Source organism: Enterobacter sp. NFIX58 (assembly GCF_900110475.1).
GTDB lineage: Bacteria > Pseudomonadota > Gammaproteobacteria > Enterobacterales > Enterobacteriaceae > Enterobacter > Enterobacter quasiroggenkampii.
The window spans coordinates 1-23,911 of record NZ_FODW01000011.1 but is presented as its reverse complement, the minus strand read 5'-3'; the positions used below and the strand labels follow the sequence as shown (position 1 = coordinate 23,911).

Sequence of the window (23,911 nt, the reverse complement as noted above, 5' to 3'; positions counted from 1 at the left end):
CATGGCAGAACTGACGACGCAAACCGCTGTGCCTGCGCTGCCGCGGGCGCAAAACCGGGTGCTGAAGAAATTCCTCGGTAATAAAAGTGCGGTTATTGGCGCGGCGGTGGTGGGATTCTTTGTACTGGTGGCGCTGCTGGCGCCGTGGATCGCCCCGTTCGATCCGGTCAAGGCCAACTTCCTGGCGGTGCGCAAAGCGCCCTCGGCGATGTACTGGTTCGGCACCGACGAGCTGGGGCGCGACATCTTATCCCGCATTATCTGGGGGGCGCGCACCTCGCTGATGGCGGGCTGCATGTCTGTGGTGATTGCCGTGGTTATCGGCGTACCGCTGGGGCTGGTGGCGGGCTACTTCCAGAAGATGTGGGACGGTGTCATCTCGCGCGTGATCGAGGCGCTGCTGGCCTGCCCGTTCCTGATCATGGCGATCGCGCTGGGGGCATTTTTAGGCCCGAGCCTGACCAACGCGATGATCGCCATTGGCCTTTCGGCGATGCCGATCTTCGCCCGCCTGACGCGCGGGCAGGTGATCGCCATTCGCAACGAAGAGTATATCGACGGCGCGCGGGCGATTGGCCTGCCGGATCGCTGGATCATCATCAAGTATGTCCTGCCCAACGTGATGTCGCCGATCCTGGTACAGGCCACGCTGGCGATTGCCTCGGCGATAATCGCTGAAGCCAGCCTGTCGTTCTTGGGGCTGGGACAGCAGCCGCCCAATCCGTCCTGGGGCTCTATGCTCAACACCGCCAAAGGTTTTCTTGAGCAGGCCCCGTGGATGTCCATTTTCCCCGGTGTGGCGATTTTCCTTGCCGTGCAGGGCTTTAATTTACTCGGCGACGGGCTGCGCGATGCGCTCGATCCGCGCCATGACTAAGGAGTCATGATGACCAAAGCGCTTGATTTTACGTCCGGTTACGATTCACGACGCCCGCCGATGCTGGGCCATAACGCCGTTGCAACGTCGCAGCCGCTGGCGGCGCAGGCGGGAATGAAGATGCTGCAGCTGGGGGGAAATGCCGTGGATGCGGCCATTGCCACCGCGATGGCGCTGACGGTGGTCGAGCCGACCGGCAACGGGATCGGCAGCGACGCCTTTGCCATCGTCTGGGACGGTGAAAAGCTGCACGGCCTGAACGCCTCCGGTCGTTCGCCGGCGAGCTGGCATGCGGATCTGTTTGCCGGAAAAACCGCGGTGCCGGAAATCGGCTGGGACGCGGTGACCGTGCCGGGCGCGGTATCCGGTTGGGTCGCCCTGGCGGAATGCTTCGGCACGCTGCCGCTGACCACGCTGGCGCAGCCCGCCATTGACTACGCGCGCAACGGCTTTCCGGTCTCCCCGCTGATTGGGCATCTCTGGCAGCGCGGCTATCACAAGCTGAAAGATCAGCCGGGCTTCAGCGCCTGCTTCGCGCCGGAAGGCCGCGCCCCGCGCGTGGGGGAGATCTTCCGTAACCCGGCGCAGGCGAACTCGCTGGAGCTGATTGCGAAAACTAACGGCGACGCCTTTTACCGCGGCGAGCTGGCGCAGAAAATTGCCGCTTTCGCCAAAGAACATGGCGCGCACCTGACGGCTGAGGATCTGGCCAACCATCGCGTGGACTGGGTAGAGCTGCTGTCGCGCGACTTCGCGGGCGGTTCGGTGCAGGAGCTCCCGCCTAACGGTCAGGGGATCGCCACGCTGATTGCGCTCGGCATTCTTGAGCAGTGCGGCATTGAGAAGCATCATCCGGATTCCGTGCAGTCTCTGCATCTGTCCATCGAGGCGATGAAGCTGGCGCTGGCGGATCTCGACCGCTACGTGGCGGACGAAGAACACATGGCGTTCGCGGCAAAAGAGCTGCTGAGCGACCATTATCTGAAGTCGCGTGCGGCGCTGATCAACCACGACAGCGCCTCTGATTTTGTCTACGGTTCCCCGACGCAGAGCGGCACGGTCTACATCAGCACCGCGGATGCCAGCGGGATGATGGTCTCGTTTATTCAGTCCAACTATATGGGCTTCGGTTCAGGCATTGTGGTGCCGGATACCGGGATCAGCCTGCAAAACCGGGGCTGCGGATTTGTGCTGGATCCTGAGCACCCGAACGCGCTGGCGGGCAGCAAGCGCCCGTTCCACACCATCATTCCGGGCTTTGCGATGGACGGCAACGGCCAGCCGCTGATGTCCTTTGGCGTGATGGGCGGCCCGATGCAGGCGCAGGGGCACATGCAGATGGCGCTGCGCATCATGCTGCACGGGCAAAACCCGCAGGCGGCAATCGACGCCCCGCGCTGGCGCGTGGTGCAGGGCAGGGAGGTGATCGTTGAATCGACGTTCGATCGCAACACGATTGCCGCTCTGCGCGAGCGCGGGCATCAGATCGTGGTGGAAGATCCGCTTCAGGATTACAACTTCGGTGGCGCGCAGGTGATTTACCGCCTGCCGGAAGGACACTACGTGGCCGCGACGGAAAGCCGCAAGGACGGGCAGGCGCTGGTGAGTTAAAAGAAGCGAGCAACATTGGTAGGCCGGGTAAGGCGTAGCTGCCACCCGGCTTTTTTTTCACTCAATGCTAAACGGATCCGCATCCTGCCACGCCGGAAACTTCTCCCGGTACTCCTTCAGCGCCGTTAACGATAATTCGGCATCAATACGCGTCGCCTGATGCGGTTCGGCGGTGGCGATGATCTCGCCCTGCGGATTCACCACCCGGCTGTCGCCGCGATAGTGATGCCCGTTGCCGTCCGTCCCCACGCGGTTACAGCCCACCACGTACGCCTGGTTCTCAATCGCGCGCGCCACCAGCAGCGATTGCCAGTGCAGGGAGCGCGGTGCAGGCCAGTTGGCAACATACAGCGCCAGGTCGTAATCGTTGCGGTTACGCGACCACATCGGGAAACGCAGGTCGTAGCAGACCAGCGGCAGAATACGCCAGCCGCGCCATTCGAACACCACGCGCTCGTTACCGGCTTCATAGTGATGATGCTCATCCGCCATGCGGAACAGGTGGCGTTTATCGTAAAAATGCACGTTCCCTTCCGGCTCCACCAGCAGGAAGCGGTTCACCGGCCCGCGTTCGGTCTGCAGGGCGGCGCTGCCGGCGATCAGCGCATTAGTCTGCTGCGCTTTGGCGTGCATCCAGGCGACCACCTCATCCTGAGGCATTGACTGTTTTGCCGCTTCCATGGCGAAGCCGGTGGTGAACATTTCCGGCAGGACAATCACATCACGCCCGGTAATGTCTTCCAGTTGGCGATCAAAGTGGCGCAGGTTGGCGGGGCCATCCATCCACACTAAAGGTTGCTGCAAAATAGAAATCTTCAGACCAGGCACAATTCAGACTCCTCAAACGACCACTTTTTGACACTGTAGCACGACATAACGAGAAAATGTGGCAATAAAAAACCCCGCGCGAGGCGGGGTTTGTATAAGCGAAACGCGTTATGCCGCTTCAGGTTTGCGGTGCTTCTCCGGCAGCTTTACCGGCTGCGTCGCCAGCTCATCCGGTTCGAAATCATCCACGTTAATGCTGCGCAGACGGCTCTCTTCGGCTTTCACCAGCAGAGCAGCCTCATCTTTGCTGATAATGCCACCGGCCAGCGCCTGTTTTGCCAGTTCGTCCAGACGGGTAAACGGCAGGTTTTTGCCCAGCTGTTTACAGATCTTCTGGTGAATCGGATCGGCGGCCATCACGTCCAGCAGCGCTTCTTCCAGCAGACCCACCGGGTTATGCGGCGTCGGCGCCAGATACTGACCGCGACCGATGCGGGAGCGGGTTGCACTCGGAACCTGCAGGATCTTCGCCACTTTGTGGTCCAGCTTGTCGGACGGCGCCAGATGGTGACGACCGGTCGGGAAGATCACTGCGCGCAGGGCGCCTGCCACGAAGCGGTTCGGGAAGTTTGCCAGCAGATCGTCAATCGCCTGTTCAGCCTGATACAACGCATCCTGCACGCCCCAGTGCACCAGCGGCAGATCCGCTTCCTGACGGCCTTCATCGTCGTAACGTTTCAGGACCGCAGAGGCCAGGAAGATCTGGCTCAGCACATCGCCCAGACGGGCAGAGATACGTTCGCGACGCTTCAGGCTGCCGCCCAGCACCGCCATGGAAACGTCAGACAGCAGGGCCAGGTTGGCGCTCAGACGGTTCAGATGCTGATAATAACGTTTAGTTGCATCGCCGGTCGGCGTGGCGCTGGTAAGGCCGCGCGTCAGGCCCAGCCAGAAGCTGCGCACCTTGTTGCTGCCCACGTGACCGATATGTTTGAACAACAGCTTATCGAAGGCATCCACGTCGTTGTTCTGCGCAGCTGCCATCTCTTCCAGCACGTAAGGATGGCAACGAATTGCGCCCTGACCGAAGATCATCATGCTGCGGGTCAGGATGTTTGCCCCTTCCACGGTGATGGCAATCGGTGCGCCCTGATAGCCGCGCGCCAGGAAGTTGCCTTCGCCGAGCATAATGCCTTTACCGCCGGCGATATCCATCGCGTCAATGATTGACTGCTGCGCGCGGTGGGTACAGTGGTACTTCACAATGGCGGACAGTACGGCCGGTTTTTCGCCCAGCATAATACCGTAGGTAATCAGCGTGGCGGCGGCGTCCATCACGTAGGCGTTGCCCGCGATACGCGCCAGTGGCTCTTCGATACCTTCCATCTTGCCGATGGAGATTTTGAACTGACGGCGGATGTGCGCGTAGGCACCAATCCCCATCGCCACCGACTTCAGACCGCCGGTTGAGTTCGACGGCAGGGTAATACCGCGGCCCACCGACAGACATTCCACCAGCATACGCCAGCCCTGACCGGCCATTTTTGGACCACCGATGATGTAGTCAATCGGCACAAAGATATCCTGGCCACGGGTTGGACCGTTCTGGAACGGCACGTTCAGCGGGAAGTGACGACGACCAATCTCAACGCCCGGGGTGGAGGTTGGGATCAGCGCACAGGTAATGCCCAGATCTTCTTCGCCGCCCAGCAGTCTTTCCGGATCAGAGAGCTTAAAGGCCAGACCCAGCACGGTGGCGATAGGGGCCAGCGTGATATAACGCTTGTTCCAGGTCAGGCGCATGCCCAGCACCTGCTCGCCCTGCCACTCGCCCATGCAGACCACGCCGGTATCCGGAATCGCGCCCGCATCGGAGCCTGCTTCCGGGCTGGTCAGCGCGAAGCAAGGGATTTCCTGACCGCGTGCCAGACGCGGCAGGTAGTGATCTTTTTGCTCTTCCGTACCGTAATGCTGCAGCAGTTCGCCCGGGCCTAAGGAGTTAGGCACGCCAACGGTAATCGCCAGGATCCCGGAAACGCCTGCCAGCTTTTGCAGCACGCGAGCCTGAGCGTAAGCGGAGAACTCCAGACCGCCGTACTCTTTCTTAATGATCATCGCGAAGAAGCGATGCTCTTTCAGGTACGCCCACAGTTCTGGCGGCAGATCGGCCATTTCATGGGTGATAGCAAAGTCGTTCGCCATACGGCAGGCTTCTTCTACCGGGCCGTCAATAAACGCCTGTTCTTCCGCGGTCAGACGCGGCTGCGGGTAGTTATGCAGCTTTTTCCAGTCCGGATTGCCCTGGAACAGATCGCCTTCCCACCAGGTGGTGCCCGCATCAATCGCCTCTTTTTCAGTGCGCGACATTGGCGGCATCACTTTGCGGAAGCCTTTGAAAACCGGTGCAGAGATCATTGATTTACGCATCGGGGCAAAGTTAAACGGCAGAAGGATGATGGCAAGAGGGACTAAAAGCCAGATATTCCAGAGACCTGCGACGCCAAGCGCAGCCGTCCAGGCCAGAAGAATCAGGCTGCTCAGGAATAAACTTACGCGGTGATAGAACAACACACCGAGCAGAACAACGGTTGCGAGAATGCTCAAAATCATCATAAAGAAAAGCTCCCTTGCTTGTAGGAGGTCTGACCACTTGTGATGATATGGTTGTAGTTGATGTTATTTCCTTTAGCAATGTGTTTACAAAATAATTACAACCTGGTTCACATTGTTCGCGTTTTACTCGGCACGAAAAAGCAAAACGCCGGACGTTTCGCATGGCTTTAGCTTCTCGCTTTTCCCGCTATCCGGTACACTCCACTGTGTTATTTCATCAATACTGAAGGATTATCCTCATGTACCAGGATCTTATTCGTAACGAACTGAACGAAGCGGCGGAAACGCTGGCTAACTTTCTGAAAGATGATGCCAATATTCACGCTATTCAGCGCGCTGCGGTCCTGCTGGCCGACAGCTTCAAAGCGGGTGGCAAAGTGCTCTCCTGCGGTAACGGTGGCTCTCACTGTGACGCGATGCACTTCGCAGAAGAGCTGACCGGTCGCTATCGCGAAAACCGCCCGGGCTATCCGGCGATTGCGATTTCCGACGTGAGCCACATCTCCTGCGTAGGCAACGACTTCGGTTACGACCACATCTTCTCTCGCTACGTTGAAGCGGTAGGCCGTGAAGGCGACGTGCTGCTGGGGATTTCTACCTCCGGCAACTCCGGTAACGTGATCAAAGCGATCGCCGCCGCGCGTGAAAAAGGGATGAAAGTCATCACCCTGACGGGTAAAGATGGCGGTAAGATGGACGGTACGGCGGATGTTGAAATTCGCGTTCCGCACTTCGGTTATGCTGACCGCATTCAGGAAATTCACATCAAAGTGATCCACATCCTGATCCAGCTGATCGAAAAAGAGATGGCTAAGTAAGACTTCGCGGGGGGCATATCCATTGGGGCGCTGCCCCCGCTGTTGTGGAGGTGATGTATGTGCGAACTGCTCGGGATGAGCGCGAATGTGCCAACCGATATCTGCTTTAGTTTCACCGGGCTGGTGCAGCGCGGTGGAGGAACCGGGCCGCATAAAGACGGCTGGGGCATCACCTTCTACGAAGGTAAAGGGTGTCGCACGTTCAAAGATCCACAGCCCAGCTTTAACTCACCGATTGCCAAACTGGTGCAGGACTATCCCATCAAGTCCCGCTCGGTGATCGCCCACATTCGCCAGGCTAACCGCGGCGAAGTCGCGCTGGAAAATACCCATCCGTTTACCCGCGAGCTGTGGGGCCGTAACTGGACCTACGCGCACAATGGGCAACTCACGGGCTATAAGTCGCTGGAAACGGGCAATTTCCGCCCGGTTGGCGAAACCGACAGCGAAAAAGCCTTCTGCTGGCTGCTGCACAAGCTGACGGAGCGCTATCCACGTACGCCAGGCAACATGGCTGCCGTGTTTAAATACATCGCGACGCTGGCGACCGAGCTACGTGAAAAAGGCGTGTTCAACATGCTGCTCTCTGACGGCCGCTATGTGATGGCGTTCTGCTCGACGAATCTGTTCTGGATCACCCGCCGTGCGCCGTTTGGCGTGGCGACACTGCTGGATCAGGATGTGGAGATAGACTTTCAGAAGGAGACCACACCGAACGATGTGGTCACTGTTATTGCAACGCAGCCGCTGACGGGCAACGAAACCTGGCAAAAGATTATGCCAGGCGAGTGGGTGCTATTTTGTCTCGGGGACCGTGTAATTTGACGCTAGCTGTGGATGGACGACTTCGTGGCTCAGCGGTTTGCTGACCACGTAACGGCCATCTACGATAGAGACCACCGGTGGCTTGTGGGTCTGCTCAAAGTAGTCATAACCCGGCTTCAGCTGTTGCCAGAAATCCGCGTAGTATGAGTACTTGTGACGTGCCATGTTGGCGTCAGTCATGCGGAACGGATAGATGCTGACCTGTACGCTAGGCTGCCCAAAGACCAGCGCGCCGGTCACGAACTGGAAGATCTCATCAATGCCGGAATCGGTCATCGCATAACAGCCGATAGACACGCAGGCACCGTGGATCATCAGGTATTTACCTTCATAACCGTGCGCACGGTCATAGGCATTCGGGAAGCCGATGTTAATGGCTTTATAGAAGCGGCTGTCAGGCTTGAGCTGGCTGCGCTGAACGTTGTAGAACCCTTCCGGACTTTTGAAGTCGCCCTGACGTTGTTTTGGCCCCAGTCCGCCGGAGTAGTTACAAATTTTGTAACTATCAAGCAGCTGATATGTCTCGCCCATCTTCACATACAGATCGAGAGTGCGTTCTTCCTTGAAGATTTGAATATAAACCGGCGATCCCATTAACTGCTGTTTATATTCCTTACTGACCGGCGTCGTTGAGCTATTACTGCTGAGCAGTCCGGCAAACGACATGCACGGAATCAGAAGCATCGCAATGAACAATGCGATTTTACGCATACTACTAGTTCCTTGATAAAACCATGACCAACTTGCCAGGACGGCAAAAGAGACCCGAAATCAGATTATTCTGTTAGGAGCGCTCACATTAGCACCGCTATAGATTTTCGCAAGAGCCGGGCGGTGAGTTTACAAATTAGTTTTACTTTATAAACCATCAAAATCGCGATGGCTCCAGGAACTTTGCGCATTAGCTCGCAATTTGGAGCGCACGACGGCGGTTTCCCTGCCCGCGAGAAGGGGAAAATGTTACACTTCGCGGCCACTGGATTGTTGTTCATGGAAACCTGCTAACCACATGTTTAAAATAAAAAAAGGACTTGATCTGCCGATTGCAGGCGTGCCCGCGCAGCACGTTTCGACAGGCGCACGTGTCCGTCATGTCGCCATTGTGGGCGACGACTACCTGGGAATGCGACCTTCTATGCTGGTACAGGAAGGCGATCGCGTGATCACAGGACAGGCGCTCTTTGAGGACAAAAAAAATCCCGGCGTGATGTTCACGGCCCCCGCAAGTGGCACCGTTGTGGCGATTAACCGTGGCGAACGACGCGTTCTGCAGTCGGTGGTTATCCGCATTGAAGGCAACGAACAGCGTGAATTCGCCCATTACGATGCCGCAGACCTCGCGTCGCTGAGCCGTGACGCTGTTCAGGCTCAACTTCTGGCATCCGGTTTATGGACCGCGCTTCGTACCCGTCCCTTCAGCAAATCCCCTGTGCCGGGCACGGAACCGGCCGCGATTTTTGTCACGGCAATGGACACCAACCCGCTCAGCGTGGACCCGCAGCCGGTTATCCTGGCGCAGCGCAAAGCCTTTGATGCCGGGCTGACCGTGTTAACCCGCCTGACGTCGGGGAAAGTCCACGTATGCCAGGCCGGCGGCGGCAAGCTCGGCGGACATCCGCAGGGGCAGGTCACGTTTAATGCGTTTGCGGGCCCGCATCCGGCGGGTCTGGTTGGAACGCACATCCACTTTCTTGAGCCGGTAAGCCTGGCGAAACAGGTCTGGCACCTTAATTATCAGGACGTCATCGCCATCGGGAAGCTCTTCACCACCGGAGAGCTGTGCGCAGAACGTGTCATCGCCATCTGCGGGCCGCAGGCGGTAAACCCGCGTCTGGTGAAAACGCTGATTGGCGCGGATATTAATGAACTACTGACCGACGAAACCAAAGCGGGCGAAAACCGGCTGATTTCCGGTTCGGTCCTCAGTGGCCGCCATGCTGTGCAGGCGCACGCCTATCTGGGGCGTTTCCATTTGCAGGTCAGCATTGTGCAGGAAGGGCGCGACAAAGAGCTGTTCGGCTGGGTGCTGCCCGGTGCGGAAAAATACTCCGTCACCCGGACCACGCTGGGCCACTTCCTGCGTAACAGGCTGTTTAACTTTTCGACCACTACGCACGGTGGCGAGCGCGCCATGGTCCCGATTGGCAACTACGAGCGCGTTATGCCGCTGGATATTCTGCCGACCATGCTGTTGCGTGATCTGCTCGCCGGTGACACCGACAGCGCGCAGGCGCTGGGCTGCCTGGAACTGGACGAAGAAGATCTGGCGCTCTGTACCTATGTCTGTCCGGGAAAATACGAATATGGACCGGTATTGCGCGAGGTGTTAACCCGCATTGAGCAGGAAGGATAACCGATGGGCTTAAAACACCTCTTTGAAAAAATGGAGCCGCACTTTACCGAAGGGAAGCTCAAAAAGTACTACCCGCTGTATGAAGCAACGGCAACCATTTTCTATACGCCGGGTCTGGTGACGAAGGGGGCGTCGCACGTTCGTGACGCCATCGACCTTAAGCGGATGATGATTCTGGTGTGGTTTGCAGTCTTCCCGGCGATGTTCTGGGGGATGTACAACGTCGGTTTGCAGACCCTTCCGGCGCTGCACCACATGTACGATGCGCAGCAGCTGGCGCAGGTGCTTCAGTCTGACTGGCACTACCGCCTGGCCCAGTCGTTAGGGGTGAACTTTGCGCCAGACGCGGGCTGGATCAGCATGATGACGCTGGGCGCGGTGTTCTTCCTGCCGATTTACATCACGGTATTTATCGTGGGTGGCTTCTGGGAAGTGCTGTTCGCCATCATCCGTAAACATGAGATCAACGAAGGTTTCTTCGTGACCTCGATTCTGTTTGCCCTGATTGTCCCGCCAACCTTACCGCTCTGGCAGGCGGCGCTGGGCATCAGCTTTGGCGTGGTCATTGCTAAAGAAATTTTCGGCGGCACCGGGCGGAACTTCCTCAACCCGGCGCTGGCGGGACGTGCGTTCCTCTTCTTTGCCTATCCGGCGCAAATCTCAGGCGATCTGGTCTGGACGGCGGCAGACGGTTTTTCCGGTGCGACGCCGCTTTCACAGTGGGCGGCACACGGCGGCGAAACGCTGGTGAACAACGCGACGGGTCAGCCCGTGACCTGGTTTGATGCCTTTATTGGCAACATTCCCGGCTCTATTGGTGAAGTCTCGACGCTGATGATTTTGATTGGCGGGGCGAGCATCCTGTTTGGGCGCGTGGCCTCCTGGCGGATTGTGGCAGGCGTGATGATCGGCATGGTGCTGACCGCCACGATGTTCAACCTTATCGGTTCGACCACCAACCCGATGTTCTCTATGCCGTGGTACTGGCATCTGGTGCTGGGGGGCTTCGCGTTCGGCATGATGTTCATGGCGACGGACCCCGTCTCGGCCTCGTTTACCGATAAAGGTAAATGGAGCTATGGCGTGCTCATTGGCGCGATGTGTGTCCTGATCCGCGTGGTCAACCCGGCGTATCCGGAGGGCATGATGCTGGCGATTCTGTTTGCCAATCTGTTTGCGCCACTCTTCGATTACCTGGTGGTGCGGGCCAACATCAAGCGGAGGAAGGCGCGTGGCTGAAGTCAAAAATAACGACAGCATCAGCAAAACGCTGCTGGTGGTGCTGGTGCTCTGTCTGGTCTGCTCCATTGTCGTGGCCGGTTCTGCCGTGGGGTTAAAACCCCTGCAGCAGGAGCAACGTGCCCTGGATAAACAGCGCAACATTCTGGCCGTGGCCGGACTGATGCAGGAGGGGATGAGCGCAGATGAGGTTTCGGCCGTCTTTGCCGAACGAATTTCCGCGCGTCTGGTGGATTTAAAAACAGGCCAGCTGCTGGATAAAGACCCGGCAACCTTCAACCAGGCGCTGGCGCTGAAAGATCCACAGATGAGCCTGACGCTCGAGGCATCGCAAGACCCTGCCGGGATTAAGCGCCGCAGCAATCTCGCCGAAATTTACCTGGTGCGTGACCCCCAAAAACGCATTCAGGAAGTGGTGCTTCCTGTCTACGGCAACGGCCTGTGGTCAATGATGTATGCCTTTGTGGCCCTTGATACGGATGGCCGCACTGTTAAAGGCATTACGTATTATGACCAGGGCGAAACGCCGGGGCTGGGCGGCGAAGTGGAAAACCCGAACTGGCGGGCACAGTTTGTCGGCAAGAAAGTGCTCGACGATAACGGTCTGCCTGCGCTGAAGGTGATGAAAGGAGCGGCACGTCCCGGTGACGACTACGCGGTCGACGGGCTTTCCGGCGCTACGCTCACCTCAAACGGCGTGCAGCACAGTTTTGATTTCTGGATGGGCGAGCTGGGCTTTGGTCCTTTCCTGAAAAACGTACGTGAAGGAGCGCTGAACAATGGCTGATACCGGTGAACTGAAAGAAGTGAAAAAGGTGCTCATTGGCCCACTGCTCGCCAATAACCCGATCACGCTGCAGGTGCTGGGCGTCTGTTCAGCCCTGGCGGTGACGACCAAGCTGGAAACGGCGGTGGTAATGACGCTGGCCGTCACGCTGGTTACGGCGTTTTCGAGCATGTTTATCTCGATGATCCGCCACCACATTCCCAACAGTGTGAGGATCATCGTGCAGATGGCGATCATCGCCTCGCTGGTGATCGTGGTCGATCAGCTGCTGCGCGCCTTCGCCTATGAAACCTCCAAACAGCTCTCGGTGTTTGTCGGGCTAATTATCACCAACTGTATCGTCATGGGGCGTGCGGAAGCCTACGCCATGAAAATGCCGCCGCTGGCGAGCTTTATGGACGGTATCGGCAACGGCCTCGGCTACGGCGCGATCCTGCTGACCGTGGGGTTCCTGCGAGAGCTGATTGGCAGCGGCAAGCTGTTTGGCATCACGGTGCTGGACACGGTGCAAAACGGCGGATGGTATCTGCCAAACGGCCTGTTCCTGCTGGCTCCTAGCGCATTTTTCATTATCGGTTTGTTGATCTGGCTGATTCGTACGTTGAGACCAGAACAGCAGGAAAAGGAGTAACCGACAATGGCTCATTACCTGAGTTTGTTTGTGCGCGCGGTGTTTGTTGAAAACATGGCGCTCGCGTTTTTCCTCGGCATGTGTACGTTCCTTGCGGTTTCCAAAAAGGTGTCGACGGCATTTGGACTGGGCGTGGCGGTCACCGTTGTGTTGGGGCTTTCGGTTCCGATTAACAATCTGGTGTACAACGTTGTGCTGCGCGACGGCGCGCTGGTGGAAGGGGTTGATCTCAGCTTCCTGAACTTTATTACCTTTATCGGGGTGATCGCGGCGCTGGTGCAAATCCTGGAGATGATCCTCGATAAGTACTTCCCTTCACTCTACAACGCGCTGGGGATCTTCCTCCCGCTGATCGCGGTGAACTGCGCCATCTTCGGCGGCGTCTCGTTTATGGTTCAGCGTGATTACAACTTCAGTGAATCCGTGGTGTACGGTTTTGGTTCCGGCATCGGCTGGATGCTGGCGATTGTCACCATGGCGGGGATCCGCGAGAAAATGAAATATGCCAACGTGCCTGCAGGTCTGCGTGGCTTAGGGATCACCTTTATCACCACCGGGCTGATGGCGCTGGGCTTTATGTCCTTCTCCGGTGTGCAGCTATAAGGGCTAACAGATGGAAATTATTCTTGGCGTGGTGATGTTCACGCTGATCGTACTGGTGCTGTCAGGACTCATTCTGGCGGCGCGGGCGAAGCTGGTGAATTCCGGCGACGTGGTGATTGATATTAATGACGATCCGCAGAATCAGATCCGCACGCCTGCGGGAGATAAACTGCTCAACACGCTCTCCGGTAACGGTATTTTTGTCTCTTCAGCCTGCGGCGGCGGCGGCTCCTGCGGGCAGTGCCGCGTGACGGTAAAAGAGGGCGGTGGCGATATTCTGCCCACCGAGCTGGCGCATATCACTAAGCGTGAGGCAAAAGAGGGCTGCCGTCTGGCCTGTCAGGTCGCAGTGCGTCAGAACATGAAGATTGAACTGCCGGAAGAGATTTTCGGCGTCAAAAAATGGGAATGTGAAGTTATCTCTAATGATAACAAAGCTACCTTTATCAAAGAGCTGAAGCTGCGCGTACCGGAGGGGGAAGATGTCCCGTTCCGCGCCGGCGGATACATTCAGATTGAGTGTCCTGAGCATACCGTGGCATATGCGGACTTCGACGTTCCGCAGGCGTACCGCGCCGACTGGGACAAATTCAATCTCTTCCGCTTTGTATCAGAGGTAAAAGAGCCGACGCTGCGCGCCTACTCAATGGCCAACTACCCGGAGGAGAAGGGCATTATCATGCTCAACGTGCGTATCGCCACGCCGCCACCGAATGTGCCGGATGCGCCGCCGGGCGTGATGTCATCATACATCTGGTCCCTGAAGCCGGGCGATAAGGTGACCATCTCCGGTCCGTTCGGGGAATTCTTCGCGAAAGATACCGACGCGGAGATGGTCTTTATCGGTGGCGGTGCCGGTATGGCCCCGATGCGCTCGCACATTTTTGACCAGCTCAAGCGGCTCGGCAGCAAGCGTAAAATCAGCTTCTGGTACGGGGCGCGCTCGCTGCGTGAAATGTTCTACGACGACGAGTTTGAACAGCTGGCACGTGAAAACCCGAACTTTACCTTCCACGTGGCGCTCTCCGATCCGCAGCCGGAAGATAACTGGACGGGCTATACGGGGTTCATCCACAACGTGCTGTATGAAAACTACCTCAAACAGCACCCGGCGCCCGAGGACTGCGAGTTCTATATGTGTGGTCCGCCGATGATGAACGCCGCCGTGATTAAGATGCTGAAAGATCTCGGCGTCGAAGATGAGAACATCATGCTTGATGACTTTGGAGGCTGATGATGCTGACGTTTTTGGCAACCTTTGTGGTTTTTGTGCTTGTCATCTTCGGCATGTCGTTAGGCTGGATCGTTAAGCGGAAAAGCATTCAGGGCAGCTGCGGCGGTATTTCCTCCATTGGTATGGAGAAGGTCTGCGACTGCCCGGAACCGTGCGACGCCCGCAAAAAACGCATGGCGCGCGAGCAGCAGCGCATTATTTAAGTTTTTGTAGGCCGGGTAAGGCAACGCCGCCACCCGGCATTCTTACATCTGCTTCTCAACCCTCATTTATTTACTGTATACTTATCCAGTGATGAGTGAGGGCTTACTATGCGCAAAATAATCCATGTTGATATGGACTGCTTTTTTGCCGCAGTGGAGATGCGTGACAACCCGGCGCTGCGGGATATTCCCATCGCCATTGGCGGCAGCCGCGTTCAGCGTGGTGTCATCAGCACCGCCAACTATCCTGCGCGCAAATTTGGCGTGCGAAGCGCCATGCCGACGGCGATGGCCTTAAAGCTTTGCCCTCATCTCACGCTTCTGCCAGGGCGGTTCGACGCCTATAAAGAGGCTTCCCTTCATATTCGGGAAATCTTCTCCCGCTATACCTCTCTGATAGAGCCGCTGTCGCTGGACGAAGCCTATCTCGATGTGACTGACAGCATGCACTGCCACGGCTCCGCCACGCTGATGGCGCAGGAGATCCGCCAGACGATTTTCAACGAGCTGAATCTGACGGCATCGGCGGGTGTGGCGCCCGTTAAGTTCCTTGCCAAAATTGCCTCTGATTTAAATAAGCCCAACGGCCAGTACGTCATTACGCCGGAAGAGGTGCCCGCATTTTTAAAAACGCTGCCGCTCGGCAAAATCCCCGGGGTAGGAAAAGTCTCCGCCGCAAAGCTGGAAAGCATGGGGTTACGCACCTGTGAAGACGTGCAGCGAAGCGATCTCGCTATGCTGCTTAAGCGCTTCGGGAAGTTTGGCCGCGTGCTGTGGGAGCGCAGCCAGGGGATTGACGATCGCGATGTTAACAGCGAACGGCTGCGGAAATCCGTCGGCGTTGAGCGTACCCTCATTGAAGATATTCATGACTGGTCCGAGTGCGAATCTATTATCACGGAACAGCTCTACCCGGAGCTGGAACGACGCTTAAGCAAGGTGAAGCCGGACCTGCTCATTGCCCGTCAGGGCATCAAGCTCAAATTCAACGATTTCCAGCAGACCACGCAGGAACATGTCTGGCCGCGTTTGAATAAGGACGATCTTATCGCGACGGCAAAAAAGGCATGGGAAGAGCGACGAGGTGGGCGAGGGGTGAGGCTGGTGGGATTGCACGTCACGCTGCTGGATCCGCAGTTAGAGCGACAACTGGTATTGGGATTGTAAAAAAGCCCGGTGCGCTACGCTTACCGGGCCTGGGTTTTTCACCCTCTTCCACAGGAAGAGGGTTGGGATGAAGATGTTACTTCGCAGGGATCGCTTTCAGCAGTTCAGTCAGCAGCGTCCAGTAGTGACCGACGCTTTCGATATGAACCTGCTCATCCGGCGAGTGCGGACCGGTAATGGTTGGCCCGATAGATACCATGTCCATGTCCGGGTACGGTTTCTTGAACAGACCGCATTCCAGACCTGCGTGGATCACCTGAATGTTCGGCGTGCTGTTGAACAGACGCTGATAGGTTTCACGCACCAGCGCCATCACCGGAGAGCTTGCATCCGGCTGCCAGCCCGGGTAGCTGCCTTTGGCTGAGGTTTTTGCTCCCGCCAGCGTGCCCAGAGATTCCAGCATGCTCACCACATACTCTTTACCGCTGTCGATTAGGGAACGGATCAGGCAGATGATCTCCGCGCTGTCGTCGCTCATGGTCACCACGCCCACGTTCAGTGAGGTTTCCACCACGCCTTTCGCCACGTCAGAGTTGCGGATCACACCGTTTGGCGTCGCGTTCAGCAGTTGAACGAAGGTGTCACGAGACTGCACGGTCAGCGCGGCTTTATCCGTGGAGACGGATTCCAGCACCACGGTCAGGTTCTTCTCTTTCGCCGACAGTTCGTTTTTCAGGATATCCAGGTATACGGTGGAGAGTTTTTTCAGCTCGTCGGCTTTTGATGCTGGAACCGCTACGGTGGCGAAGGCTTCGCGTGGGATCGCGTTGCGCAGGGTACCGCCGTTGAAGTCTACCAGACGCAGATCCAGCTCAGCCGCATGGCCTGCCAGGAAGCGGGCCAGCAGCTTGTTGGCGTTGCCCAGACCCAGATGAATATCACCGCCGGAGTGGCCGCCTTTCAGTCCTTTCAGCGTCAGCTTGAAGGTCTGGAAACCGGCAGGAATCGCTTCGCGTGACAGCGGCAGGGTAGAGATGAAATCAATCCCGCCCGCGCAGCCCATGTAGATCTCGCCTTCTTCTTCGGAGTCGGTGTTGATCAGGATATCCGCCTGCAGCCAGTTCGCCTGCAGACCGAACGCCCCGTCCATGCCCGCTTCTTCGGTCATGGTCAGCAGCACTTCCAGTGGACCGTGCTCAACGCTGTCGTCAGCCAGCACGGCCAGCGCAGAGGCCATACCGATGCCGTTATCCGCGCCCAGGGTGGTGCCGCGCGCTTTCACCCAGTCGCCGTCGATGTACGGCTGAATCGGGTCTTTGGTGAAGTCGTGAACGGTGTCGTTGTTCTTCTGTGGCACCATGTCCAGGTGCGCCTGCAGCACAACCGGTTTACGGTTTTCCATGCCTGCGGTGGCGGGTTTGCGGATCAGAATGTTGCCAACCTGGTCACGTTCCGCATGCAGACCTTTTTCCTTCGCCCAGCCCATAATATGTTCGGCAAGCTGTTCTTCATGGTAGGAAGGGTGTGGAATGGAGCAGATTTTGGCAAAAATATCCCACAGCGGCTGCGGAGATAGTTGAGACAGTTCAGACACGATAAGTCTCCTTGTCGAGGCGCTGCAAACAGGGTTGCAGGTCACAGGGTTAGCAGGTTAATAGTTACCACAAGTCAGGCTTGCGAGATGAATCTGAGAATACCACTTTCTCTGCTGGCTGGTAGCATAAAGCATGTAAAAACTCAGGCTGAGGGCGCTAAACACTGGTTTTTAGTGCGTCAGATCTCTATAATCTCGCGCAACCTATTTCCCCCTCGAACACTTTTTAAGCCGTATAAAAACAGGCTGGGACACTTCACATGAGCGAAAAATACGTCGTCACCTGGGACATGTTGCAGATTCACGCACGCAAACTGGCTGCGCGTCTGATGCCTTCCGAACAGTGGAAAGGCATTATTGCCGTCAGCCGTGGCGGTCTGGTACCGGGGGCGCTGCTGGCACGTGAGCTGGGTATTCGTCATGTCGATACCGTCTGCATCTCCAGCTATGACCATGATAACCAGCGTGAGCTGAAAGTGCTGAAACGCGCGGAAGGCGACGGTGAAGGTTTCATCGTTATTGATGACCTGGTGGATACCGGTGGTACTGCGGTGGCTATCCGTGAAATGTATCCGAAAGCCCATTTCGTCACTATCTTCGCGAAACCTGCTGGTCGCCCGCTGGTTGACGATTACGTGATTGATATCCCGCAGGATACCTGGATTGAACAGCCATGGGATATGGGCGTGGTCTTCGTACCGCCGATTTCAGGCCGTTAATACCAGTACGTAACTTTACACGCCCGGCTATGCCGGGCGTTGTTCTTTTTGGCCTGCCACGCGTTACAATAGTCTTCATATGACGTATTCATGGAGGCAACGCAATGACGCAGGCGAATCTCACCGAGACACTTTTCAAACCCCGTTTCAAACACCCTGAAACGTCGACGCTGGTGCGTCGCTTTAATCCGGGGACCCAGCCTGCCGTCCAGTCCGCGTTAGACGGTAAAAACGTGCCCCACTGGTATCGTATGATTAACCGCCTGATGTGGGTCTGGCGCGGTATCGATCCTCGTGAAATCCTTGATGTGCAGGCGCGTATCGTGATGAGTGAAGCCGAGCGCACCGACAGCGAACTCTATGATACGGTGGTGGGTTATCGGGGGGGAAACTGGATCTACGAGTGGTCTAAACAGGCGATGCTTTGGCAGCAAAAAGCCACCCAGGAAGAGGATGCCACGCGCAGCGGCAAGCACTGGCTGCATGCGGCCAATCTCTACGCCATTGCCGCGTATCCACATCTGAAAGGTGATGAGCTGGCTGAGCAGGCACAGGCGCTGGCGAATCGCGCTTACGAAGAGGCGGCTCAACGCCTGCCGGGCCAGATGCGCGAACTCGAGTTTACCATTCCGGGTGGGTCATCCATCACCGGGTTCCTGCATATGCCTGAAGGTGAAGGTCCGTTCCCGACCGTCCTCATGTGCGGGGGGCTGGATTCGTTGCAGATAGATTATTACAGCCTCTATGAGCGTTACTTCGCACCAAAAGGGATCGCGATGCTGACGCTGGATATGCCCTCAATCGGCTTCTCCTCCAAATGGAAACTGACTCAGGATTCCAGCCTGCTGCACCAGCATGCGCTAAAAGCGCTGGAAAACATTCCGTGGGTTGACCACACCCGCGTGGCGGCATTTGGCTTCCGCTTTGGTGCAAACGTCGCGGTGCGTCTGGCTTACCTTGAGTCCTCCCGCCTGAAAGCCGTCGCCTGCCTTGGTCCGGTCGTTCACGCTCTGCTCAGCGATCCCGCCCGCCAGGGGAGCGTGCCCGAAATGTACCTTGATGTGCTGGCCAGCCGTCTTGGCATGCATGATGCATCAGACGAAGCGCTGCGCGTGGAGCTCAATCGCTACTCGTTAAAAACGCAAGGGTTACTGGGACGTCGCTGCCCAACGCCGATGCTGTCGGGTTTCTGGAAAAACGATCCGTTCAGTCCGGAAGAAGAGTCGCGCTTAATCACGTCGTCATCTGCGGATGGCAAATTACTTGAGGTGCCGTTCAGCCCGGTCTATCAGAATTTCGATAAAGCTCTGAAGGAGATTACGCGCTGGATCGCTCAGAGATTGTGTTAATAGATTGCTAAATTTCGCTGGTTTGGTAAAACAGTGGCTTCACAAAAGGAGATCGCAATGACGTTACCGAGTGGACACCCGAAAAGTAGATTGATTAAGAAGTTCATGGCTCTTGGCCCGTATATTCGAGAAGAGCAGTGTGAAGAGAATCGCTTTTTTTTCGACTGCCTGGCTGTATGCGTCAACGTGAAGCCTGCACCCGAAAAACGTGAATTCTGGGGCTGGTGGATGGAAATGGAAGCAGAAGAAAAACGCTTTACGTATAGCTACCAGTTTGGTCTGTTTAATAAAGACGGCAACTGGCAGGCGACCACCATTAAAGATCAGGAAGTGATTGACCGCCTGGAATACACGCTGAAAGAGTTCCACGATAAGGCACGCGCATTGTTGGCGACTCTTGATCTCAGGTTCGAGCCAGCGGATGACTTTTCCAGCGAAGCGGTGAAGCTGACTGCCTGATAGCGTCACAGCGCCGGGTGGCGGCTTCGCCTTACCCGGCCTACAAAAATGATGGTTTTCTCCCTCTCCCCGTGGGAGAGGGCCGGGGTGAGGGCACCAGCCCGCATTAATCCCCGAAATAAAAAAAACCGGCACCAGGCCGGTTTTTTATTTCGCATCATCAGAACTGGTAGGTCATACCCAGGGCAACGATATCATCGCTGCTCACGCCCAGTTTATTTTTGTCGTCAATCTGGTTGATTTTATAATCAACAAACGCGGACATATTTTTGTTGAAGTAATAGGTCGCGCCAACGTCAATATATTTCACCAGATCTTCGTCACCAATACCTTCGATATCTTTGCCTTTAGACTGGACATAACCCAGGGACGGACGCAGACCGAAATCGAACTGATATTGTGCGACGACTTCAAAGTTCTGTGCTTTATTAGCAAATCCGCCAGAAATTGGCGTCATATTGCGGGTTTCTGAATACATCGCTGCCAGATAAATATCGTTCGCGTCATATTTCAGACCGGTAGCCCAGGCTTCGGCTTTCTGGCCCTGGCCACGCGCCAGCAGGTTCTGCGCATTGGTGCGGTCAGAGTTAGTGTAAGCACCGCTGACGGCGAAATCGCTGCCGCCGAAGTCATAGCTCAGAGAGGTACCAAAACCGTCACCGTTCTGTTTCTTGGCGTCACGGTTTTCGTTTTTGCCCTGGTACTGCAGGGTCATGTCCAGGCCGTCAACCGCGCCGAAGAAGTCGGTGTTACGGTAGGTAGCAAGACCGGTCGCACGCTTGGTCATGAAGTTATCGGTCTGCGCGGAAGAGTCGCCGCCGAACTCAGGGAACATGTCGGTCCATGCTTCAACGTCATACAGGGCACCCAGGTTACGACCGTAATCCAGAGAACCAAAGTTTTTCAGCTTCAGGCCCGCGAACGCCAGACGGGTTTTCTGAGAGGAGTCGCTCTCGGCTTTGTTACCCGCAAATTCAGATTCCCAACGACCATAGCCCGTCAGCTGATCGTTAATCTGGGTTTCGCCTTTAAAACCGAAACGAACGTAAGTCTGATCGCCGTCTTTGGTGGCATCATCGCTGATGTAGTGCATGGCTTTCACTTTGCCGTACACGTCCAGCTTATTACCATCTTTATTATAAACTTCAGCTGCGTGAACGGATGCAGAAGCCACTACGCCCATAACCATTAATGCCAGAGTGCTCTTTTTCATTTTCGATCCTGTCTTATAAACGCGCTAAAAATTCGCTGGACGATAAGCTCATGCTTAAGTCCCGTGAAAAAACAGGAAGGGTTTTATCGTTCTGGAATGAAACTTTTATGACAAACTAAGAATAATTTTAAAAAACTGTGATTTATTATTTCGGTAATAAAAGTGTCAAATTCTCCCGCTACGCTTCCTGATCCCGCGCAACAAAGTGTTTCGCGATGTGCTAAGGCAGTTGGCAACGGGGCTGACTCCTGCTAAAACGTTCGTTCGACATTACTTTCCCTTATCGTTGAACGGCAGAGAATCATGAGTGACAGCCAGACGCTGGTGGTAAAACTCGGTACCAGTGTTTTAACAGGCGGATCGCGCCGCCTAAATCGCGCCCACATTGTTGAGCTTGTACGTCAGTGCGCTCAGTTACATGCCGCAGGGCATCGCATTGTGATTGTGACCTCCGGGGCGATTGCCGCCGGGCGTGAACACCTGGGTTACCCCGAACTCCCCGCGACGATCGCCTCCAAACAGCTGCTGGCCGCCGTGGGGCAAAGCCGACTCATTCAACTCTGGGAACAGCTGTTCTCTATCTATGGCATCCACGTCGGGCAGATGCTGCTGACGCGTGCGGATATGGAAGACAGAGAGCGCTTCCTGAACGCCCGCGATACCCTGCGCGCGCTGCTGGACAACAATATCGTTCCGGTCATTAACGAGAACGATGCCGTTGCTACCGCTGAAATTAAAGTGGGTGATAACGATAACCTCTCTGCGCTGGCCGCCATTCTGGCCGGCGCTGATAAATTACTGCTTCTGACCGATCAGCAGGGGTTGTTCACCGCCGATCCGCGCTCCAACCCGGAAGCTGAGCTGATTACCGACGTTCATGGTATCGACGATGCGCTGCGCGCCATCGCCGGTGACAGCGTGTCCGGCCTCGGAACGGGCGGTATGGGGACCAAGCTGCAGGCCGCCGACGTGGCGTGCCGCGCCGGTATCGACACCATTATTGCCGCGGGCAGCCGCCCTGGCGTGATTGGCGACGTGATGGAAGGCATCTCCGTTGGCACCCGCTTCCACGCTCAGGAATCCCCGCTGGAAAACCGTAAGCGCTGGATATTTGGCGCGCCGCCTGCGGGCGAACTCGTCGTTGATGAAGGGGCGATCGCCGCGATTCTGGAACGAGGAAGTTCATTACTTCCTAAAGGAATTAAAAGCGTGACAGGCAACTTCTCCCGTGGTGAAGTGATCCGCATCCGTAACCTCGAAGGCCGCGACATCGCCCACGGCGTAAGCCGCTATAACAGCGATGCCCTGCGCCGCATCGCGGGTCACCATTCGCAGCAGATCGACGCCATTCTGGGCTATGAATATGGCCCGGTTGCCGTGCATCGCGATGACATGATTATTCGTTAAGGAGCCAGAACATGCTGGAACAAATGGGCGCCGCCGCGAAGGCCGCCTCTTATAAACTGGCGCTCCTTTCCAGCCGCGAGAAAAACCGCGTGCTGGAAAAAATCGCTGATTATCTGGAATCTCAGTCCCAGGAAATTTTGCTCGCCAACGAGCAGGATTTACTGGAAGCGCGTCGCAACGGTCTGAGCGAAGCGATGCTCGACCGTCTGGCGTTGACCCCGGCTCGCCTGAAAGGCATCGCCGACGATGTTCGTCAGGTCTGCAATCTGGCCGACCCGGTAGGGCAGGTGATTGACGGTGGGCTGCTCGACAGCGGTTTACGCCTGGAGCGCCGTCGCGTGCCGCTGGGCGTTATCGGCGTTATTTATGAAGCCCGACCAAACGTGACGGTGGATGTCGCCTCCCTGTGCCTGAAAACCGGCAACGCCGCCATTCTGCGCGGTGGGAAAGAGACCTGGCGCACCAACGCCGCGACGGTGAAAGTCATTCAGCAGGCGCTGGAAGAGTGTGGCTTACCGGCGGGTGCCGTGCAGGCAATTGAGAGCCCGGACCGCGCGCTGGTCAACGAAATGCTGCGCATGGACAAATACATCGACATGCTGATCCCACGCGGTGGCGCGGGCCTGCACAAGCTGTGCCGCGAGCAGTCGACGATTCCGGTGATCACCGGCGGTATTGGCGTGTGTCATATCGTGGTAGACGACAGCGCTGAGATTGCTCCTGCGCTGAAGATTATCGTTAACGCGAAGACCCAGCGTCCTAGCACCTGTAACACCGTTGAAACGCTGCTGGTGCATCAGGGCATAGCGAACACCTTCCTGCCGGCCCTGAGCAAACAGATGGCAGAGAGCGGCGTGACGCTGCATGCTGACGCCAGTGCGCTCGCGCTGCTGCAGGATGGCCCGGCTAACGTCGTTCCCGTCAACGCGGAGCAGTACGACGACGAGTTCCTGTCACTGGATCTGAACGTGAAAATCGTGAGCGATCTCGACGACGCCATTGCGCACATCCGTGAGCATGGCACGCAGCATTCTGACGCCATCCTGACGCGTACGCTGCGCAATGCGGATCGCTTCGTGAACGAAGTGGATTCCTCTGCGGTGTATGTGAATGCCTCCACCCGATTCACCGACGGCGGCCAGTTCGGCCTCGGCGCTGAGGTGGCGGTCAGCACGCAGAAACTGCACGCGCGCGGTCCGATGGGGCTGGAAGCGCTGACCACGTACAAGTGGATCGGCTTCGGCGACGATACGATTCGTGCGTAAATAATCACGGGTGATGCAAAAATAGCCGTTTGATTCAAAAGGGCATTGACGCATCACCCGGATAGATCTAACCTTTTGCCCCGTGGTTACACTCGTAACCGGCCTCTCAGGGCCGATATAGCTCAGTTGGTAGAGCAGCGCATTCGTAATGCGAAGGTCGTAGGTTCGACTCCTATTATCGGCACCAGTCATATCAAGTAGTTACGCGTCATTTGTACCTTCCTTATTTTCACTGT

Annotated in this window: 22 protein-coding genes and 1 tRNA gene; 18 read left to right on the top strand and 5 right to left on the bottom strand. The window is 56.7% G+C overall.

Features of this window, described 5'->3' with window-relative positions; genetic code table 11:
- The first annotated feature begins 1 nt into the window (after nucleotide 1).
- Together BMW97_RS22885 and BMW97_RS22880 are read left to right on the top strand one after the other, a co-directional pair.
- Nucleotides 2-877 carry an ABC transporter permease gene (locus tag BMW97_RS22885; RefSeq protein ID WP_045909854.1) on the top strand — a complete coding sequence of 292 codons (876 nt, stop codon included), beginning with the start codon at nucleotides 2-4 and terminating at the stop codon, nucleotides 875-877.
- 9 nt (nucleotides 878-886) lie between these two features.
- Nucleotides 887-2,488, top strand: coding sequence for a gamma-glutamyltransferase family protein (locus tag BMW97_RS22880; RefSeq protein WP_045909853.1), 1,602 nt, complete (start codon nucleotides 887-889; stop codon nucleotides 2,486-2,488).
- 57 nt (nucleotides 2,489-2,545) lie between these two features.
- Here the strand turns inward: BMW97_RS22880 and BMW97_RS22875 are convergent, their stop codons facing one another.
- On the bottom strand, nucleotides 2,546-3,316 hold the full coding sequence (locus tag BMW97_RS22875) for an amidohydrolase (RefSeq protein WP_090393255.1): 771 nt from the start codon (nucleotides 3,314-3,316) through the stop codon (nucleotides 2,546-2,548).
- A 108-nt stretch (nucleotides 3,317-3,424) separates the two neighbouring features.
- Nucleotides 3,425-5,869: an acyl-CoA dehydrogenase FadE gene (fadE, locus tag BMW97_RS22870; RefSeq protein WP_045909851.1), complete on the bottom strand. Its 2,445-nt coding sequence runs from the start codon at nucleotides 5,867-5,869 to the stop codon at nucleotides 3,425-3,427.
- A gap of 239 nt (nucleotides 5,870-6,108) precedes the next feature.
- Here fadE and lpcA point away from each other — a divergent pair, with 239 nt between their 5' ends.
- Complete coding sequence (gene lpcA / locus BMW97_RS22865; RefSeq protein ID WP_021242877.1) at nucleotides 6,109-6,687, top strand: D-sedoheptulose 7-phosphate isomerase; 579 nt, start codon at nucleotides 6,109-6,111, stop codon at nucleotides 6,685-6,687.
- Nucleotides 6,688-6,744: 57 nt separating this feature from the next.
- Nucleotides 6,745-7,512: a class II glutamine amidotransferase gene (locus BMW97_RS22860; RefSeq protein ID WP_008500262.1), complete on the top strand. Its 768-nt coding sequence runs from the start codon at nucleotides 6,745-6,747 to the stop codon at nucleotides 7,510-7,512.
- Here BMW97_RS22860 and dpaA read toward each other — a convergent pair.
- A complete protein-coding gene (gene dpaA / locus BMW97_RS22855; RefSeq protein WP_045909850.1) occupies nucleotides 7,483-8,223 on the bottom strand; it encodes a peptidoglycan meso-diaminopimelic acid protein amidase in 741 nt (246 codons plus the stop codon). The two genes, BMW97_RS22860 and dpaA, sit on opposite strands and share 30 nt — an antisense overlap.
- 298 nt (nucleotides 8,224-8,521) lie before the next feature.
- Here dpaA and BMW97_RS22850 point away from each other — a divergent pair, with 298 nt between their 5' ends.
- The 8 genes from BMW97_RS22850 to dinB all read left to right on the top strand — a co-directional run bounded on the left by BMW97_RS22850 (nucleotide 8,522) and on the right by dinB (nucleotide 15,729).
- Nucleotides 8,522-9,865, top strand: coding sequence for a Na(+)-translocating NADH-quinone reductase subunit A (locus BMW97_RS22850; RefSeq protein ID WP_045909849.1), 1,344 nt, complete (start codon nucleotides 8,522-8,524; stop codon nucleotides 9,863-9,865).
- Between the two features lie 3 nt (nucleotides 9,866-9,868).
- Nucleotides 9,869-11,104 (top strand): NADH:ubiquinone reductase (Na(+)-transporting) subunit B, encoded by a 1,236-nt coding sequence (locus tag BMW97_RS22845; RefSeq protein WP_045909848.1) that lies wholly within the window; start codon nucleotides 9,869-9,871, stop codon nucleotides 11,102-11,104.
- Nucleotides 11,097-11,891: a Na(+)-translocating NADH-quinone reductase subunit C gene (locus tag BMW97_RS22840; protein WP_045909847.1), complete on the top strand. Its 795-nt coding sequence runs from the start codon at nucleotides 11,097-11,099 to the stop codon at nucleotides 11,889-11,891. Before BMW97_RS22845 ends, BMW97_RS22840 begins: the two co-directional genes overlap by 8 nt.
- The gene (locus tag BMW97_RS22835; protein ID WP_045330387.1) at nucleotides 11,884-12,522 is read left to right on the top strand and encodes an NADH:ubiquinone reductase (Na(+)-transporting) subunit D; all 639 of its coding nucleotides are present in this window, start codon (nucleotides 11,884-11,886) and stop codon (nucleotides 12,520-12,522) included. The genes BMW97_RS22840 and BMW97_RS22835 overlap by 8 nt, the downstream gene beginning before the upstream one ends.
- Before the next feature lie 6 nt (nucleotides 12,523-12,528).
- A complete protein-coding gene (nqrE, locus tag BMW97_RS22830) occupies nucleotides 12,529-13,125 on the top strand; it encodes an NADH:ubiquinone reductase (Na(+)-transporting) subunit E (RefSeq protein ID WP_045909846.1) in 597 nt (198 codons plus the stop codon).
- Between the two features lie 10 nt (nucleotides 13,126-13,135).
- Nucleotides 13,136-14,359, top strand: coding sequence for an NADH:ubiquinone reductase (Na(+)-transporting) subunit F (gene nqrF, locus BMW97_RS22825; RefSeq protein ID WP_032646969.1), 1,224 nt, complete (start codon nucleotides 13,136-13,138; stop codon nucleotides 14,357-14,359).
- A complete protein-coding gene (gene nqrM / locus BMW97_RS22820; RefSeq protein ID WP_023615899.1) occupies nucleotides 14,359-14,562 on the top strand; it encodes a (Na+)-NQR maturation NqrM in 204 nt (67 codons plus the stop codon). The genes nqrF and nqrM overlap by 1 nt, the downstream gene beginning before the upstream one ends.
- 108 nt (nucleotides 14,563-14,670) lie before the next feature.
- Nucleotides 14,671-15,729, top strand: a complete 1,059-nt coding sequence (gene dinB / locus BMW97_RS22815) for a DNA polymerase IV (RefSeq protein WP_045909845.1) — start codon at nucleotides 14,671-14,673, stop codon at nucleotides 15,727-15,729.
- 76 nt (nucleotides 15,730-15,805) lie between these two features.
- Here dinB and pepD read toward each other — a convergent pair whose 3' ends face one another.
- Nucleotides 15,806-17,263 carry a cytosol nonspecific dipeptidase gene (gene pepD / locus BMW97_RS22810; protein WP_045909844.1) on the bottom strand — a complete coding sequence of 486 codons (1,458 nt, stop codon included), beginning with the start codon at nucleotides 17,261-17,263 and terminating at the stop codon, nucleotides 15,806-15,808.
- A 260-nt stretch (nucleotides 17,264-17,523) separates the two neighbouring features.
- Between pepD and gpt the strand changes: the two genes are divergently transcribed.
- From gpt to crl, 3 genes are all read left to right on the top strand, one after another.
- On the top strand, nucleotides 17,524-17,982 hold the full coding sequence (gene gpt, locus BMW97_RS22805) for a xanthine phosphoribosyltransferase (RefSeq protein ID WP_003863205.1): 459 nt from the start codon (nucleotides 17,524-17,526) through the stop codon (nucleotides 17,980-17,982).
- Between the two features lie 104 nt (nucleotides 17,983-18,086).
- Nucleotides 18,087-19,331 carry an esterase FrsA gene (gene frsA / locus BMW97_RS22800; protein WP_045909843.1) on the top strand — a complete coding sequence of 415 codons (1,245 nt, stop codon included), beginning with the start codon at nucleotides 18,087-18,089 and terminating at the stop codon, nucleotides 19,329-19,331.
- A gap of 57 nt (nucleotides 19,332-19,388) precedes the next feature.
- Entirely contained in the window at nucleotides 19,389-19,790 is a 402-nt protein-coding gene (gene crl / locus BMW97_RS22795; RefSeq protein WP_045909842.1) for a sigma factor-binding protein Crl, read from the top strand.
- Between the two features lie 160 nt (nucleotides 19,791-19,950).
- On the opposite strand, the gene phoE is transcribed toward crl, so the two are convergent.
- Complete coding sequence (gene phoE, locus BMW97_RS22790; protein WP_045909841.1) at nucleotides 19,951-21,003, bottom strand: phosphoporin PhoE; 1,053 nt, start codon at nucleotides 21,001-21,003, stop codon at nucleotides 19,951-19,953.
- Between the two features lie 303 nt (nucleotides 21,004-21,306).
- Here phoE and proB point away from each other — a divergent pair, with 303 nt between their 5' ends.
- The 3 genes from proB to BMW97_RS22775 all read left to right on the top strand — a co-directional run bounded on the left by proB (nucleotide 21,307) and on the right by BMW97_RS22775 (nucleotide 23,862).
- Nucleotides 21,307-22,410: a glutamate 5-kinase gene (gene proB, locus BMW97_RS22785; RefSeq protein WP_090393253.1), complete on the top strand. Its 1,104-nt coding sequence runs from the start codon at nucleotides 21,307-21,309 to the stop codon at nucleotides 22,408-22,410.
- 11 nt (nucleotides 22,411-22,421) lie between these two features.
- The gene (proA, locus tag BMW97_RS22780; RefSeq protein WP_023326745.1) at nucleotides 22,422-23,675 is read left to right on the top strand and encodes a glutamate-5-semialdehyde dehydrogenase; all 1,254 of its coding nucleotides are present in this window, start codon (nucleotides 22,422-22,424) and stop codon (nucleotides 23,673-23,675) included.
- Nucleotides 23,676-23,786: 111 nt separating this feature from the next.
- Nucleotides 23,787-23,862 (top strand) — tRNA-Thr (locus BMW97_RS22775).
- The last annotated feature ends 49 nt before the right edge of the window (nucleotides 23,863-23,911 follow it).

Coding starts and splice junctions, on each gene's coding strand:
- BMW97_RS22885 (WP_045909854.1), top strand. CDS start 2: ATGGCAGAACTGACGACGCAAACCGCTGTGCCTGCGCTGCCGCGGGCG.
- BMW97_RS22880 (WP_045909853.1), top strand. CDS start 887: ATGACCAAAGCGCTTGATTTTACGTCCGGTTACGATTCACGACGCCCG.
- fadE (WP_045909851.1), bottom strand. CDS start 5,869: ATGATGATTTTGAGCATTCTCGCAACCGTTGTTCTGCTCGGTGTGTTG.
- lpcA (WP_021242877.1), top strand. CDS start 6,109: ATGTACCAGGATCTTATTCGTAACGAACTGAACGAAGCGGCGGAAACG.
- BMW97_RS22860 (WP_008500262.1), top strand. CDS start 6,745: ATGTGCGAACTGCTCGGGATGAGCGCGAATGTGCCAACCGATATCTGC.
- dpaA (WP_045909850.1), bottom strand. CDS start 8,223: ATGCGTAAAATCGCATTGTTCATTGCGATGCTTCTGATTCCGTGCATG.
- BMW97_RS22850 (WP_045909849.1), top strand. CDS start 8,522: ATGTTTAAAATAAAAAAAGGACTTGATCTGCCGATTGCAGGCGTGCCC.
- BMW97_RS22845 (WP_045909848.1), top strand. CDS start 9,869: ATGGGCTTAAAACACCTCTTTGAAAAAATGGAGCCGCACTTTACCGAA.
- BMW97_RS22835 (WP_045330387.1), top strand. CDS start 11,884: ATGGCTGATACCGGTGAACTGAAAGAAGTGAAAAAGGTGCTCATTGGC.
- nqrE (WP_045909846.1), top strand. CDS start 12,529: ATGGCTCATTACCTGAGTTTGTTTGTGCGCGCGGTGTTTGTTGAAAAC.
- nqrF (WP_032646969.1), top strand. CDS start 13,136: ATGGAAATTATTCTTGGCGTGGTGATGTTCACGCTGATCGTACTGGTG.
- nqrM (WP_023615899.1), top strand. CDS start 14,359: ATGATGCTGACGTTTTTGGCAACCTTTGTGGTTTTTGTGCTTGTCATC.
- dinB (WP_045909845.1), top strand. CDS start 14,671: ATGCGCAAAATAATCCATGTTGATATGGACTGCTTTTTTGCCGCAGTG.
- gpt (WP_003863205.1), top strand. CDS start 17,524: ATGAGCGAAAAATACGTCGTCACCTGGGACATGTTGCAGATTCACGCA.
- frsA (WP_045909843.1), top strand. CDS start 18,087: ATGACGCAGGCGAATCTCACCGAGACACTTTTCAAACCCCGTTTCAAA.
- crl (WP_045909842.1), top strand. CDS start 19,389: ATGACGTTACCGAGTGGACACCCGAAAAGTAGATTGATTAAGAAGTTC.
- phoE (WP_045909841.1), bottom strand. CDS start 21,003: ATGAAAAAGAGCACTCTGGCATTAATGGTTATGGGCGTAGTGGCTTCT.
- proB (WP_090393253.1), top strand. CDS start 21,307: ATGAGTGACAGCCAGACGCTGGTGGTAAAACTCGGTACCAGTGTTTTA.
- proA (WP_023326745.1), top strand. CDS start 22,422: ATGCTGGAACAAATGGGCGCCGCCGCGAAGGCCGCCTCTTATAAACTG.